This window comes from Microbulbifer maximicatervae (SeqCode) (assembly GCF_056231245.1).
In genome coordinates, this window is the sequence record NZ_CP174334.1 from 3,546,503 (window position 1) to 3,561,957 (window position 15,455).

At 45.5% G+C, this 15,455-nt stretch carries 11 protein-coding genes; 2 read left to right on the forward strand and 9 right to left on the reverse strand.

Translation table 11 applies throughout. The features are described 5' to 3' along the window. Positions 1–74: 74 nt before the first annotated feature. Positions 75–959, reverse strand: coding sequence for a hypothetical protein (locus ACJJIS_RS15475; RefSeq protein ID WP_445359628.1), 885 nt, complete (start codon positions 957–959; stop codon positions 75–77). A gap of 713 nt (positions 960–1,672) precedes the next feature. Here ACJJIS_RS15475 and ACJJIS_RS15480 point away from each other — a divergent pair. Beyond that, positions 1,673–2,485: a right-handed parallel beta-helix repeat-containing protein gene (locus ACJJIS_RS15480; protein ID WP_475708486.1), complete on the forward strand. Its 813-nt coding sequence runs from the start codon at positions 1,673–1,675 to the stop codon at positions 2,483–2,485. Between the two features lie 309 nt (positions 2,486–2,794). Here the strand turns inward: ACJJIS_RS15480 and ACJJIS_RS15485 are convergent, their stop codons facing one another. The 8 genes from ACJJIS_RS15485 to ACJJIS_RS15520 form a co-directional block, all read right to left on the reverse strand. Next, positions 2,795–3,637: a right-handed parallel beta-helix repeat-containing protein gene (locus ACJJIS_RS15485; RefSeq protein ID WP_475708487.1), complete on the reverse strand. Its 843-nt coding sequence runs from the start codon at positions 3,635–3,637 to the stop codon at positions 2,795–2,797. Between the two features lie 223 nt (positions 3,638–3,860). Further along, positions 3,861–4,682 carry a right-handed parallel beta-helix repeat-containing protein gene (locus tag ACJJIS_RS15490; RefSeq protein ID WP_444906048.1) on the reverse strand — a complete coding sequence of 274 codons (822 nt, stop codon included), beginning with the start codon at positions 4,680–4,682 and terminating at the stop codon, positions 3,861–3,863. Between the two features lie 372 nt (positions 4,683–5,054). After that, the gene (locus ACJJIS_RS15495; RefSeq protein ID WP_444906049.1) at positions 5,055–5,672 is read right to left on the reverse strand and encodes a hypothetical protein; all 618 of its coding nucleotides are present in this window, start codon (positions 5,670–5,672) and stop codon (positions 5,055–5,057) included. Between the two features lie 780 nt (positions 5,673–6,452). Then, the gene (locus ACJJIS_RS15500; RefSeq protein ID WP_475708488.1) at positions 6,453–7,676 is read right to left on the reverse strand and encodes a VWA domain-containing protein; all 1,224 of its coding nucleotides are present in this window, start codon (positions 7,674–7,676) and stop codon (positions 6,453–6,455) included. After that, complete coding sequence (locus ACJJIS_RS15505; protein WP_445360158.1) at positions 7,664–9,967, reverse strand: DUF5682 family protein; 2,304 nt, start codon at positions 9,965–9,967, stop codon at positions 7,664–7,666. Before ACJJIS_RS15505 ends, ACJJIS_RS15500 begins: the two co-directional genes overlap by 13 nt. Before the next feature lie 10 nt (positions 9,968–9,977). Beyond that, positions 9,978–11,057, reverse strand: a complete 1,080-nt coding sequence (locus ACJJIS_RS15510) for an ATP-binding protein (RefSeq protein WP_444898200.1) — start codon at positions 11,055–11,057, stop codon at positions 9,978–9,980. 105 nt (positions 11,058–11,162) lie between these two features. Beyond that, on the reverse strand, positions 11,163–12,662 hold the full coding sequence (locus ACJJIS_RS15515) for a DUF5691 domain-containing protein (protein ID WP_475708489.1): 1,500 nt from the start codon (positions 12,660–12,662) through the stop codon (positions 11,163–11,165). Next, complete coding sequence (locus ACJJIS_RS15520; RefSeq protein WP_475708490.1) at positions 12,656–14,044, reverse strand: SWIM zinc finger family protein; 1,389 nt, start codon at positions 14,042–14,044, stop codon at positions 12,656–12,658. The genes ACJJIS_RS15515 and ACJJIS_RS15520 overlap by 7 nt, the downstream gene beginning before the upstream one ends. Positions 14,045–14,409: 365 nt before the next feature. Between ACJJIS_RS15520 and ACJJIS_RS15525 the strand changes: the two genes are divergently transcribed. After that, the gene (locus ACJJIS_RS15525) at positions 14,410–15,390 is read left to right on the forward strand and encodes an alpha/beta hydrolase family protein (RefSeq protein ID WP_444898203.1); all 981 of its coding nucleotides are present in this window, start codon (positions 14,410–14,412) and stop codon (positions 15,388–15,390) included. Positions 15,391–15,455 lie beyond the last annotated feature (65 nt).

Sequence of the window (15,455 nt, forward strand, 5' to 3'; positions counted from 1 at the left end):
AGCTAAAAATCCGGCCCCTAGTTGAGTTTATCTCACACAGGGACCGGAATTCCGATATCGTCCTAAGCCTCGCCCTACTGCACAATTATTACCATATTGCTGTTTCCAATCTGGGAAACATTAGCATTTTGAAAATCGTTAACCTGGCTAACGGTAAACATATTTAAGTTACCCTGCTGTAATGCCGTAGCAACACCAAAGGTTCCGCTTTGGATCGTAGAACCCGTATTGTTCAAACCGATCTGAGTAGTACTTGCTAAATTGAAGCTACCTGATTGAGCGTGGATAATGGTGTTAAATTCATTTTGCTGACTAATGGCACTGGTATTATTATTATCTGTTTGATTCACTGTAGCATTATTACTATTTCCCAGCTGACTCAATGTGGAAGTATTCGTGTCAGAGTTAAACTGCGACACAGTAGCCACATTCAAATTCCCTTGCTGGGCAGTTACCGCCGAGCTCGTCGTGCTATTGGTTTGAACAACCGTACCGGTGTTGTTGTCACCCACTTGATTAATAACTGCTGTATCAGTAGTACTACTTGACTGTGTAACAGTGGCAAAGTTAACCAGATTAAACTGATTAATAGTTGCAGTACTGGTTGTAGACGCCACCTGATTAATTACGCCAACATTAGTATTCCCATTTTGAGTAATAACGGCAGCCACAGTATCAGATGAATTCTGAGCAACCGTGGAAGAATTTAAATTCCCTGTTTGTATCTGATTAACTGTGCTTCCGGTATTTCCGTTTACCTGAGTAGCAGTGGCTGTATTAGTGTCTCCAGTCTGGGTTTGGCTGATAAAGTTAAATGTAACGGATGGATCACTTTGATCCGCTGTCGCGGTATTACCTATTCCACTTTGGTTCTGAACCGCAACATTGTCGGAGGCAAAAACACCCTGACTTGCAACAGCAAGCAGGACCGCAGCCGCCAACGGGGCACACCTTTTCATATTTATCTCCTTAGAATATGAAATGTCGCAAAATTAAGATTCTTATACTGCATCAACACACGAAGTTAATTAGCACCATATGCAACAACATTAAGAGAAAGCGATTTACGATCAGCTGCGCTTAATTTTGCTAAAACAAATACCGGAACTTCAGCATTTATGCTTATAAACTCTTGCTTCTCAAGGACTCAATCCCCAGCTTCCTTCAGGAATCTATGCTTGATGCTGTGTTGAGTCTTATCTCCGATGGCACTTTCAGCAATAGGAGAATAGTGCGGAAAATATAGGAAGAAAGTTCCCCCCCTATTTAGGAAAACAGCCATACTGTAGGCGAATCCATTATTTTTAACGCCATCACTACACACATACAACGAAACCTCTCAAACATACCCTCTCTTAATATCAACCAGGCCACAAACCACTCTAGAAAATCACGCCCTCACTAATTGACACGCCACCAAAGAACAATTATGGAAACACTACGCATATTTGAACCGAAAAGCCAACCTTTAAACTCATCTATAAAACACCAAATAATAAAAACCCAACTCCTCCAGCACATATCCCATCAACATAGTTAATCAATAGGAATTATTCTCCATAAATATGAGAACAACTTCCTATTGTCACCAACCAAACAAAGACCAAAATTCGAGATATTTACACCCTATCAACCACTTCAAATATCAGACAATCACAATAGGAATATATCAATGAAGGCGATTTTAAATATTAAAACATCAATAATCTCAGCAGCAAGCTGCTGCTTAATAAGTGCACCGGGCATTGCTTTAGCCGTAAGTTGTGGTGATATAATCTCTACTGCCGAAGTATTGGATGCGGATATATCTAATTGTGCGATTTCTCCTGCCATCACAATAATGGGCCCTACCGGTAGTCTCGATCTCAATGGATTTTCATTATCCTGTGATGGCCTGGCTGGCACAGGAATTCTACTGGAAGGAACTACAGCTGTACTTATTAATAGCCAAGCATCCAGTGGCATCATTACATCATGTGATATAGGCGTATCTGTAGAAGGCAGCGGCCTTCACAATGTCATCGGCGTTACAACGCAAGAAAATGGATCTTTGGGAATGTCAGTCAGTAGCAGTCGCAATATTGTCAGCGGCTCAATCAATGACTTTAATTTTGGTAATGGCATTATCGTTCTCGGCGACTGGAATAGTTTTTTTGAAGTAAGCGCCACCAGCAATGGGGAAGGTGGCATTATTATCTCAGGAGATAACAATCAAGTTTTCCAAAGCACCGCCAGAAATAATACTTTTTCTGGAATAGCAATCCAAGATGCAAACTACACCAACATTATACTAAACACTACATCAAGTAATAACGAATACGGTATTTCAGTAAGTAATTTTGGGCAAGTAGGGAATTTCGTAACAGGAAATACTGCTGAATCTAATGATATAGATGACCTATTTGATGATAATACTCCTGCCTGTGTAGGAACCACATGGTACGGTAATATTTTCAGCTCATCAAATGACGCCTGCATTAACTAGCTTAAAAATAATTGCGGGATTCAAGGCATTAAACTTCTAGCCTTTGAATCCCGCATAAAAACAATTAACGCTTATCTATATCTTACTTCTGAGAATATCTCTCTATAACTGAACCAGCCTAGCAAACCAAACTCTCCTCTCACTACATCAATCCACACTGGCCGACTGGATATCCCTCAGGAATAAATATGAAAACGAAAATCTAAAGGGAAATCAGGCTTTCAGCAATTACACTAGCTGCAGTGTCCGCAATACTGTGGCGACACCATTAAACTGCCTGCAAGCCTATCAACTTATCGTAAAACGCTATTAATTTGACGTTACACAATCTCCGGAGGTAGTAGCGTCAGGTGAATTTCCTACCCAGTTATTCTCACAGGGGGCAGAATTATCATCTTGCAAGTCAAAATCCACATTGCCAGAGACAGTATTGCCTACGATATTGTTTCCAGTCTGGCCAAATAGCTCCATTAAGATTCCTGCAGTATTTGACCCTTGAGTGCCATTATTCTCCACCGTATTCTGGCTGATAAGACAGCTACTGGCGCTATTAATTTGTATTCCAGTTAAAGTATTATCCGATACTGTATTTGACGATATTATTGAACTGCTACCATCTACCTGTATACCCGTTATTTCATTTCGACTTATGTCATTAGAAAACAGATTATTTGTTCCCCCCGCGATTATAATACCTGTACCTGCATTATCCGATATATTTGATATGGCTAGCGTATTATTACTACTAACAAACTCAATACCAGAAGAAGTATTACCAGAGGTGTTCAGGCCGAACAAATTATGAATACCGGAACCTTCCACAGAAATACCTGTATTGCAATTAGATACAAACCCATCCTGTAACACCCCGCCCGATATTATGGCCGCAAAACCATCGACCAAAATTCCCACTGTAGTTCCATCACAACTCAGCGTATAACCATTCAAATCCAGATATCCGGTCGGCCCAGTTACAGTCAAAGCCGGGGTAACATTGCAGAGCAAATCTTGATCCAGTATTACCGGACTGGTTATGGTGTCTCCGCACTCAACAGCACCATTTGCTAGTGAACACAAAGATGCAGACAATAAAGAAGCCGCCAAAGAAGTTATCAATGCCTTGCTTATCACAGATCGAGATATAAAGCTCACGAGAGTCCTCCCAAATAAAGCTCAAATACAGAAAAGATATGTCATGCTGATTTTGAGTCAAAAACTGGTAACAGCCATGGGAAATTTGTCCGCAAAATTTAGTAAAATAGTTTAAGCGGGGAATGGAGCATATTGATATACAAGCTACAGGAATATAAATTGTAAAAGATAACACCACTACCGAAGCCACCATAGTGGCACTATCTTTTTATATCCGTATATTTCAATCCAGGCAGCTAGGATCTACAGTATCAAAAGTATTATTTCGCCATAAATTTGTACCATTGCAGGGATCACTGTTTAAATCTTGCGCATCGAAATCTTCATTGAGAATCCCCACATTTAAAATGATCAAGTTATATTGCTGATCAAAATCATTCATTAAGATTCCTGCCGTTCCCGCACCTGAAGTGCCATTATTTTCCGATGCATTTTCAACGATCCAGCTATTACTGGAATCATTAATCTCTATTCCTGAGCCCATATTCTCAAAACAGAAATTCTCTGTTATATATGACCGATCACCATCTATCTGGATACCACTCAGGGTATTTTCTTCAAAGGTATTCTGGAAGACGTTATTCCTCTCTCCAGTAACAATTAGTCCAACCCCCGTATTTGTTTGAGCGGTACAGGCTGTCATATAGTTGCTATTGCTCACTAATTCAAATCCGGCACTGGCATTTGCAGTGGTCGATACCGCTTGAATATTATGGAATCCATCTCCATTCGCTAAAACACCCACCTCACAATCTGCAACCTGCCCTCCTCGAAGTAGCGCTGCACGCCCCTCTAACAGCACTCCAACTTCACTACCATCACATTGAACCTCGTACCCGGTCATATTCAAGCGTCCATCTGGGCCTATGACAGTTAAAGCGGGGCTGACATCACAAGTGAGGTCCTCATCCAAAGTAACGGATGTGGTAATCGTATCCCCACATTCAACATCATCAGCCAGTGCTATCTCAGGGATGGATAGATTAGCCCCACTTATCAATATGATCGTGACGACTCTATTAACAATAGATTTAAATATGTTCATATTTTCCTGCTGGAGTTACGTACATGATTAAAAACTTCCCACTACGCTAGAAATTTTGATCCAACAAACAAAAAGAACCATGAGAAATTACTACTGAATCTACGATGAATTATCATAAAAATTAAAAAACCGACTATCTAATCGCATACGGTAACATAGCAACTTTTCGCCCCAAAAATTAGACAACCTTATAAGCTGAAAAATATTTAGCCATATTGTTTACTCAAACCCAAATAAACAATATACAAATACAATTTGCAATAATATTTACGTGAAGTTATATATAACCTCTAAAATTTTGAGCTAAAATAATAATCCTATGAAACCACTAATTAAATAATCAAATCAATTGAAACAGAAAAACCGGAATTCTTATTGCAGAATAATTGCACTCTGATTACTACCCAACTGATTAATAACCGCTGTCTGTCTAACTTGAAGACCTTGACTTACGGTATACATATTTATATCCCCTGTCTGTGAGACTGAAGCCAAATGTGATACTCCAGACTGTATTGTTGTACCTATGTTACTTGTACCAATCTGATTGGTAACTGAACTATTAAACATACCAGCATGAATAGTTGTTGCCTGGTTCATTTCCACCTGCTGATTAATGGTGGCGCTATTAAAACTATCTGTTTGGGATATGAAAAACATATTACCATCCCCTTGTTGGCTCCCTATAGCTACATTACTATTAGCTACATTATTAGCTGACATCGAAAATTGGACGGCGGAAACGAAATTATTATCCCCCACCTGAGTGATCATGATTGCACCTTGCAAACTTTCTCTCTGCTCTGAAATAATAGAATTGAAATCCCCTACCTGTTTCAGGGTAGAACTATCATTCATGCTTATCATCTGGGTGATTTGCGCATTATTATTATTACTTAACTGCTCAATTATTGCCGCACTTGAATCTGCCTGTGCTTGAACACAAGATGCCATCAAGGGAATTACTAAAATTGAAGTATAGTTTTTCATGCTTATATCCTCAGTAGAGTTAATCTTATATAACCTAAATCATCAACCATCACTTATCTGAAGCTCTCTAGTATTCAAGGAATACCACTAGAATCCAAATGCCCCTTCAGCCTAAACTAGTGTACTCACACAAATTTAAGACCCCGGCCACCTCTACCCAACATAATGATCAATATATCCATGAATAGCGGATACACAATAGGAGAAAAGCACTAGAAAAATGAGATAACTTTCCTTTTGAAAAAAAACAGTAAAATATTGCCACACCACTCAACAAAATATTCGTATAAATCCTCCCTTTATTTACCTACACTTTCTCTGGCTAACTTTTACCCTCTATAAACACAAACATTTACTACTAACAACTTAGGTATTTAAGTAAAGATGTGAATAGATCAAAATATTAACTAGGCTATCATGCCGATTGCACCATATGCCGCTATAGAGTTCAACCTCTACAGTAATGACTGACTGAGACATGGAAATTTTTAAATACTCTATAATTCGGCCAAATTGACGGCCAGGACTTTTCGAGAAAGCTTCATTAAACGCATCTTTGGGGTTGTAACCCATACGAACTTCCCAGGATCATACATTCAGCTATTAAACCGATGTCGAATTGAGCAATAACAAATCGCTATAAACAATTTCATTTAAAAAATATGTTAGATAACTATCTAATGATTAAAAAACTATGGTTTTAATAATCTGAGAGAATAGAAAAAGTATCAGATATGGAGTAAGTGCCCACACTCACTCCATCACTTAACTAACAAGATATTAAGTCTTTGGCCGAACGGCTTTAATATCCTGATCTGCAGCCCAGTTAAGGACGTCTTCGCGACGCAGCGCCGTTGCCATCAGGTCCGGGAATTGATCCGGTGTACAGGCAAAAACCGGAGAGCCTATCGCAGCAAACTCTTCCGCCAGCGACTGGTCATAAGATGGACGCCCATCATCACTGAGTGCCAGCAAGGTAATCACATTTACATCCTGGCGAACAAGGTTAGCAACCCGTGCTTTTAACTCCTCTTCATTTCCCCCTTCATACAGGTCGGTAATCAGGATTAAATGCGTCTTGCCAGGCCGCTCAATTTTATCCTCACAATAAGCCACCGCCTGGTTAATGTCTGTGCCACCGCCCAGTTGCACGCCAAACAAAACGCTGACTGGGTCTTCCAGGTCCTCAGTAAGATCTACTATTGCGGTATCAAAGCAGACCAGTTTGGTTTTCACTGCCGGTATTGAAGCCATTACCGCTGCAAAGATTGAGCTGTACACCACCGATGTCGCCATGGAGCCGGACTGATCGACACATAGAATAACTTCATCCAGGTCCGCAAGTCGGCGACTTTGTCGCATAAAACCAATCAATTTCTCAGGCACCACTGTGTGGTAGTCATGTTGGTAGTGCCTGAGATTTTGCTGAATAGTTCTATGCCAGTCGATATCGGCAAAACGCGGCCTAAAGCTGCGTTTTGATTTATTGACAGCTCCCCTAACCGCTTCTGTGGTCTTTCGCTCCAAACGCTCCATCAGCTCATCGACCACTTTCTTGATGACCTGGCGAGCAGTCTCAATAGTCTTCTCGGGCATCACTGAACGAAGACTAACCAAGTCAGCGACCAGGTGAACATCCGCTTCAATCGCTGACAAAAACTCAGGCTCCATGAGCATCTGCTTGAGGCCAAGGCGTTCAAACGCATCACGCTGGACAACTTGTACCACAGAAGTCGGAAAGAACTCGCGGATATCACCCAGCCAACGGGAAACTTGTGGCGACGAGCGGGACAACCCGCCTCGACCTTTTTTACCAGACTCTGAGTCTCCGCTGCCATAAAGCGCACTTAACGCTTGGGACAAACGCATATCCCGCTCAGAAAGCCCGGACTCACCTTCATCAGCCCCTAGCACCAGGCGCCAACGGCGTTCCTTTTGCTGGTCTTTATCGACCGTTATCTCATCGGGTTGTTGCCCTTCAGACACTTCGTTTACTGCGCCCATGTCTTGTCCTTCTGGATTAATTTGCCGATACGCAATAGATGCTCTGACCACAGCGGCAAAACTTCGGGATTAATGGCTTTGGATACAGAGTGGTTAGATCGGGCACCGAGTACCAGCTCCATCATGCGCCGACGCTCCATCGCATCGAGACTGGAAAATACGCGCCGGAACAAGGGCAAGTACTCGATAAATACTTCTTCGTCCAGATGCAGCAACCAGCGCTGTACCGCTCCCATCAATACCGGGTCGTACAGCAGGCGCTCAACCGCTTCGGCAAAAAAGCCCTCAAAAAATCGTGCTGCATCGGCGGCAGCTACCGCTGGAGACAGGGATTTTTCCAGCAATTGCTGTAAGCGATATCCATCAAATCTTTCAGCTTGATACAAAAGACGCGCACAAAGGCCGCTGACCTGTAAACTGGAAAGAGAGCTGTCTACCAGTTGCTCGAAGGCTTGCCACCAGTCCTCCATGATTTCATCACCCAACTCTGCCAATTGCAGTGCCTGATGAGCGCTGTGAATACTGTTTCGCAGCCGTAGGGACTCTTCATCGTTAAGATTGCGACAGGCGTACGGCAGGGCCAGGGCAGATTGCATGGCTAAGCGTTCTACCAGGCCGGCAACTTGCTCCAATGCTAATTCTCGCGCGGTACCATAGCGCTGTACCTGAATTAACGCCGGCAAGCTGTCGAGAAGCTCGATACCGTCACTGGCCAAAGCCGCTCTCTCGGCCAATCGCTTCAGGCCCGCTTCAGAAGCCCGGTGCAACTGAGATTCGAGGGACAGCAAAACCACTTCTGCTAACTTGCCCAAATGACTCTCAGCCGAGATCGCCTCGATAAGTTTATTGTTAGCCGCTTGCTCAATGGTGGAACCGTAAACTAAGTTTTCCACCAATTTTACCGCATACTCCGGCTGCCAGCTGAGCACCCAGTTTTCCCGGAAAGTACCGCGACTTTTTCCGGTATGGGAGGGTTTACCCCAAGGCACTTCCAGCACAGCAAGACGGTGCAGTAACGTAGATTTATTCAGGCCGATATCACTGCGTAAATCCAGGGAAACTTCTTTATCCAGAGCGGTGGGCTTTAGCTTGGTCTTTTTCTGCCAGCGCTGTAGATCCTCCAGCAGGGGCACCAGTGGGGCATCCTCGGGGATAGCCCCAACTTGCTCCCCCAGAAGCAACTCTCTCTCTACCTGCTGCCAAATAAGGCGCTCGCCAAAACAGAGGCAGGCCACAGCGGCTTCAATAATTTCTTCAAACCCCGGAGCTGGACGATTTCTAACGGCTGCCAAACTGCGGCTCAGGCGCACGGCTTCAATAACCGAAGCCGTAGAGACCACTTGCCCACTTTCGCGCAATGCGCGCACCAGCCGCCCAAACCAAAGCTCCAGCCACTGCTCGCCGGTGCCCTCGCGCCAAATATGCTGGTACCACATAGGTGCAGCAACCCCAGCCCCGTAACCGGAGGCCATCGCCAATCGCGGCGATGTCCAGGGAATCCAGGTGGTTTTCACTTTGCTCTTGGGCAATTTCGCCGGCAGCTGTTTAATCAGTGCGCGGTCATCTTTTGCTGTGTGCTTTTCACGAAATGCCGGTAAGTGCCAGGCCCCACAGACTACAGCAACCTCACCTTCCACCCCTTTCTTTTCTTTGGCAATTTCCAGGCGCATATAGGCTTCGCGCAGTAAATCCCTTTGCGATAACGGCGCGGTTTCAGTTATTTCTCCGCGCAGCACGGTCATCGCCGACTCTACCCGGGCAAATATCTCCGCACTGTCATCGTTATTCTGCTCGATCAGGTCATTCCACCAGGCCTCACCATCTTCATAACCCGCCAGCTTCGCCAAAAGGCCGATAGGATCAGAGGTATCAGATGGTGGCTCTGGCTCGCCTGCCACCGCAGGGGAATCAGACTCTCCGCCGTTTTGCTCCGCTTCAGGGTCCTGGGCTTCAGATTGGAGTAACTGCGCCAGCTGGATATTAATGGGCAGATCAATGAATTTAACTTCTACCCCCTGTTGTACAGCCCATAGGCAGGCCTGGTACTCAGGGGAGTATTCCACAAACGGGTAGTAAAGGCTGGAGCCGGGCGACTCTGCAGCATAGCCGAGTAGCGCTACCGGCGGCTGCATCTGTGCGCTAGCCAGCAGAGGCAGTAATTCACTGCAATCAGCGGGGCCCTCTATCAATACTTTTTTTGGCTTCAGCTGATCCAACGCGGCGACAAGGCGCCGCGCAGAACCGGGCCCGTGGTGCCGAATACCAAAATAATGACAATCCACCTTGGACACGGGATATCCCTTACAGTACTTCGTTCATGGTGTGGTAGTAACCGGCAAAGTCTCGGCGCTTTTTCAGGACCGTTTCCAAGTACTCTTCCAATACAGCTTTATCCTGCACTGGATCTTTGACAATGGCACCCACCAAATTACTGGAAAGCTCTTCTGCACTGAATTTACCATCGCCAAACCAGTTCGCCTGGCTCAATCCACCCACCATTACCGCAATTGCCTCAGCCGTAGACAAGTTACCGGACGGTGTTTTCAGAGTTATTTTTCCATCGAGTGTTTCACCGCCGCGTAGCTCGCGGAAAATGGTCACTATTTTCTCGATCTCTTCGCCGGCATTTGCCGGTACTGGCAACTCCAGGCTCTCACCCATCTCTGCCACGCGGCGAGAAATAATGCTGACCTCTTCATTCATATCATCGGGCAACGGCAATACCACAACATTGAAACGTCGTTTTAGTGCGGAGGATAATTCATTAACGCCCTTATCGCGGTTATTGGCTGTTGCGATTACATTAAAACCGCGCTGCGCATAAACCGCATCATTCAACTCGGGGATCGGCAGCATTTTCTCTGACAGCACGGTAATCAATGTATCCTGAACATCAGAACCCATACGAGTCAGCTCTTCCAAGCGACACAAGGTACCCTGCTCCATAGCGCGATATAAAGGCGTTGGCACCAGGGCTTCTTTGCTGGGGCCCTTTGCCAGTAGCTGAGCGTAGTTCCAGCCATAGCGAATCTGGTTTTCGTCGGTGCCCGCCGTACACTGGATCACACGGGTACTGTTGCCACAGATCGCCGCAGACAAGTGTTCAGATACCCAGGACTTTGCCGTGCCCGGCACACCGAGTAACAGCAGTGCTCGATCGGTGGCGAGGGTGGCAACAGCAGTTTCAATCAGGCGGCGGTTGCCGATATATTTTGCACTTATCTCAGCACCTTCAGCCGTTGTGCCGCCCATCAAGTATTTCACGACTGCCTGCGGAGACAGACTCCAATTCTCTGGTTTTTTTCCGGTGTCTTCTGCTTTTAAGGCATCCAGTTCTGATTGGTAGGTAATTTCAGCGGGTTGACGAAGTACGTCACTCATGGGGAATCCTTTTGTTTTACCTGCCCGGAAATTCACTGCTTATTTTATGAATTTTGCCGGGCAACGATCGGTCTTAAAATTAAATCTGTGTTGGGTGTGTATGGACTAAAGGCCATCCACGCCGGCAAGCTCGCTATTAAATCGAAGACAGTCAGTTGCGGGGTCTGCCCGTAGCACGCCCTGCTCAAAAAGCGCTTCCAGTAACTGTCGAGCGGTCTCTCTGGGTAACATCAAGCCCAACGCAGTCAACTCCCTCTGTAGATAAATAGACTGCAAATAACCACTCTCACTTAATTCCTCGACAACGAGCTTTAACAGCGCCTTCCAGGGTGACGTTTTTTTCAAATCATCCCAGGAAAGCTCCGTTAACGGTTCGGGCAAAAACTTGAGTAGACCCTGAAAATCAACCTTGGCCTTTTTATTACGCAAAAGTCCAAACATCAATTCGGCACGGCGGGACTGTTCCAGGCGCGGCAATAAACTGTGCAGGAGAGACATACCGGCCTCACCGGTATCCAGGTAGCTCTCAATATTTGTGACCAACAGGGCAATAGCCTTATCTGGCAAAGTATCTACCGCATTGGTAACAAAACTGTGGTTATCATAATCACGATTTTTATCGAGCTGCCAAGCCCCAGCTAAGTCAGTCACGGTGATACCCAGTGCTTCCGCAAGGCTTTGTAGAGATACCTTCTGCAAAAATTCCGAGCGAATGGCTTGCTGTTTTTTGCTCTTGAGCTTGCGGGGCAATAGTTGCAACTGCTTCTTTACCAAGCCCACTTTTTTTAATTCGTAAAACTCAGCCAATTCCTGCGCAGAAGACTCTTCCTGAGTATTGGATTCAAGTTCCGATGACAATCCCAATCGGGATAAATACTGATTGGCAAGACGCGCCACCTTTTGTGAACGATCTTTAAGCAGGGACTGTAAATATTCCCCATCGGACTCACTCAGCCGGATAGCAAGAACTCGCACGATCCTTAAACGTTTATCAGCGGGTTCACGCCCGGCGCAGGTCTGGATCAAATTTAAAGCGGCGGCGGGTTTACTGAAGCGCAACTCCCTGAGCTTTGCCAGGCGACTGGCAGGATACCAATCATCCCAGTTTTCCTCAGTTAACACTTCAGTATTATCAATACTACCCCGCTCATTCGCGGCCCATTGTGACCAGGGAAGATATACTTCCGGCAAGCCTTCATCATTACTTGAGGGAAGCCAGTCCGCAGGATGGGCAATAAATCCCCGCTGTAACAGCAACTTCAGGAGCAATCCGGTTTGCTCCATAGAGCGGGACTGAACGCTTTCAGTGACACGACGAAAATGGGCCCGCATTGGGTAGGGAAGCACGGGCTTATTCAACTCGGGCAACAAGGGAAATTCGCGTAATTCTGCTGGAGCCTGGGGCTGGTAGAGTGCGCTTTGATGCTGGCTGAGAAGCGCTACCTCCGCTGATGCCAAGCGCTCCTCTTCCAGGCCTTCAAACAATGGACGCCAGGACTCAGGTAGGGCGTCGAGCTCTAAGGGCAAATCACTGCCCACCATCCAACGCTGCTGTAGGCGCTCTACCAACAACTGCTCTTCCTGGATTTTCTCAGGCGTTAGCATGCGATTGTCCCCCACTCATCTGTCCGCGCGCTGTGCAGTTCAGCACTGCTTCCATCCCACAAAATAAACGCCGCCTGTAATTTTGAACCCAGTAATAGAGAAGGAATCTGTTCATTGTTGAGCGGTAGCGTTTGCTGACCACTCGAGCAGCGCCACCAGTAATGGCCGTTGGCACAGCGCAGTAGACGCCCCCCTTCAAGAAGGTGCGGTACCTGCTCTATCCAGGGTTGCTGAGACAGCTGCTTTTGGTAGTGGGAGAACACGCTCTCTTGCTGGGCTGGCCATCTCTGATTCACACCATCCTGCACGACTTTAAACTCCACAGGGAAAGCTCTCAGGGGCATGCGACCGGGATAAAAAACCAACTCCCCTTCTACACTGGCGCCGATACCAATGCCCACCTCCCGGCGCCCCGCAGAAGCCGGATAGTGATCCAACAACAGGGCAAATACTGGGGTGTCACTATCAAGCTTGAGCAACCAGGAAGCGTGGCTCACCAAACCATCGCGGCGGGTGCTCACTTTCTCTCCTACATTCTGCCAAATGCCCCTTTGCCTGAGGCTGGCTGGGTTTTCCAAGACCTGGTCACGGTTCTCGGCAACGGCAATAGCTCTACGAGCATCCACATCTTCCTCATCGGTTAGCCAAGCACTGCTGAGTAACATTAATTGCCCCAGCTCCTTGAATACCACTTCCGCCTGCTTCTGTGGTGCAAGCCCCAGGGCCTTGGCTGGAAGCTCATCAACCCTGGATGCCAAGCCGGCAGCTTTGGCGTCTACCAAGCGCGCAGAGATATAGCGGCAGCGCTGGCGAAGTTCCTTGAGAAATCCCACCATGCCAGTACGCAATTGATCCTCAACCCACTGCTGGAATTCACCTAGCCCGGTGGCGATACTCTTGTTGGTTTTAGCGCGTGTCTGCGCTGCCCGCTTAGCCCTGGCCGCTTCCTTTTTTTCTTGCTCCTCTTTACTTTCCGAGGTTTCCTCAGAAATACCGTGAATGTTTTTATTGGTAGAAACTTTTGTCTCAGCTTGGGCTTCAGGCTTACTCTTACGCCGCCGCCCCAACCACTCCACTACCCACTCCGGTGTTTCAGCCTCAATAAAGTCATCCGGGCCGTCGGCGAATTGCCACAAAAGGGCTAGAACATGCTTGCAGGGAAACTTACGTGAGGGGCAGGTACACTTGTAACCGTGATCTACTGTATCTGCCATGGTGTAATAGGGATTGGCCCCCGACCCTTGGCATTGCCCCCATATACAATTTACAGAAGCCGCTTTACCGCGCAAAGGCCATTTAGCCGGCTTCAACAGTTTTTTGGCTGCGTTTAAAGAAGCCTGGTCTGGGGCCAGTTCTTGCACAACCTCTAGGGAAATATTCATCTCTTGCCTTATACAGCTCAATACTGTACATAAATACAGCAATCGCATCTATGTAGCTATAGTGGCGCATAAAGTATCACGCAGCCCACAGAGATTAAAATCTAATTTCTCAAATTTTGATTTTGCCGTCACTCTTGTTGATTTAAGACAAAAAGTACACTCGGCGAGCATTTATTTGGCACGATCGAACAAGCTCTAAAGAAACAAGGTGTTCTCTCCTGCCAGCATTAGAGGGATTTCGCCTAGCCTCTCTAAATAAGTTACCATTTTCAGGAACTGGCTATATTGGCACCAATTCCAGCCAAACCTAATCGCAACAAGATATCCTTCTCTATACGATTAGGTCCATTGGATATCAACGGCCAGTGAAAAATGCAATTAAACTAAATACGATATTTGCTGTCATTAGCACATGCTTTAGCATGTCTAGCTTCTCTCAGAGAATTGCCAAACTTATTGAAAAATCTGAAAGCTTTCCTTTCAATGAGACAATAACCCAAGAACAAATTAAAGACTTAGGGTTTAAAAAAGGCAGCTATGATATAGAAAAAAGCAAAGAATACATCAGGTATTATCACGCTCCTGCTTCATCTAAAGACGGCATTCATTACTCAGTCAAATATGACACCGACGGCAAAGAAAGCACCGTTAAACTTGATTTACCAAAAGATGCACTGAAAGAAAAATATTCTGGAACAGTGATTTTATTACATGGGTTCCGATCATCAAAAGAGTTCATGTTATTTTCTGCTCAATACTTTCGCTTTCTTGGATTTCAAGTTGTAGCTCCGGACCTCCTTGGTCACGGGGAATCGAATAGCACCAAAAAATATGGTGTAGGAGATAGTGAAATCATCAATAAACTTATTGATGCACTCATCAGTAAAGGGGACATCAAGGACAAGCCCTTATATATCGTAGGAAACTCTATGGGAGCCTTAACGGCTCTCTATATCTCAGCCATGAGATCTGACTTAAATGGAATTATTTTACTTGCCCCAATGGTCCCTTTTGATCAAGCCGTGTATAACTACGGTAGGCTCAATCATCCCATACTTAGCCGGGTTATACCCGAAAATAAAATTCGAAAAGGAGCAAATCTGGCTCTGGAGCAGTCTGGTATTGAACCGAGTGATACCAATATACTTCCCCTTCTCTATTCTTCCAAGCTCCCCATACTGCTAATATCTTCCCCCTCGGATCTAATTGCACCCTATGGTAATTATATAGCTTTAGATCAATCAAATATTAATTTGGTGAAAATTCCCAATAGAAGCCACCCAAGCATATCGACCATTGGAAATATTGAACACGAAGCAATTATCAGCTGGCTTAATAAACTGTAAGATATTTACGCGATCCAAGAATTTCTCAGCTTTAAGGATAAATCACAAAGTCACCCTTAAATAAG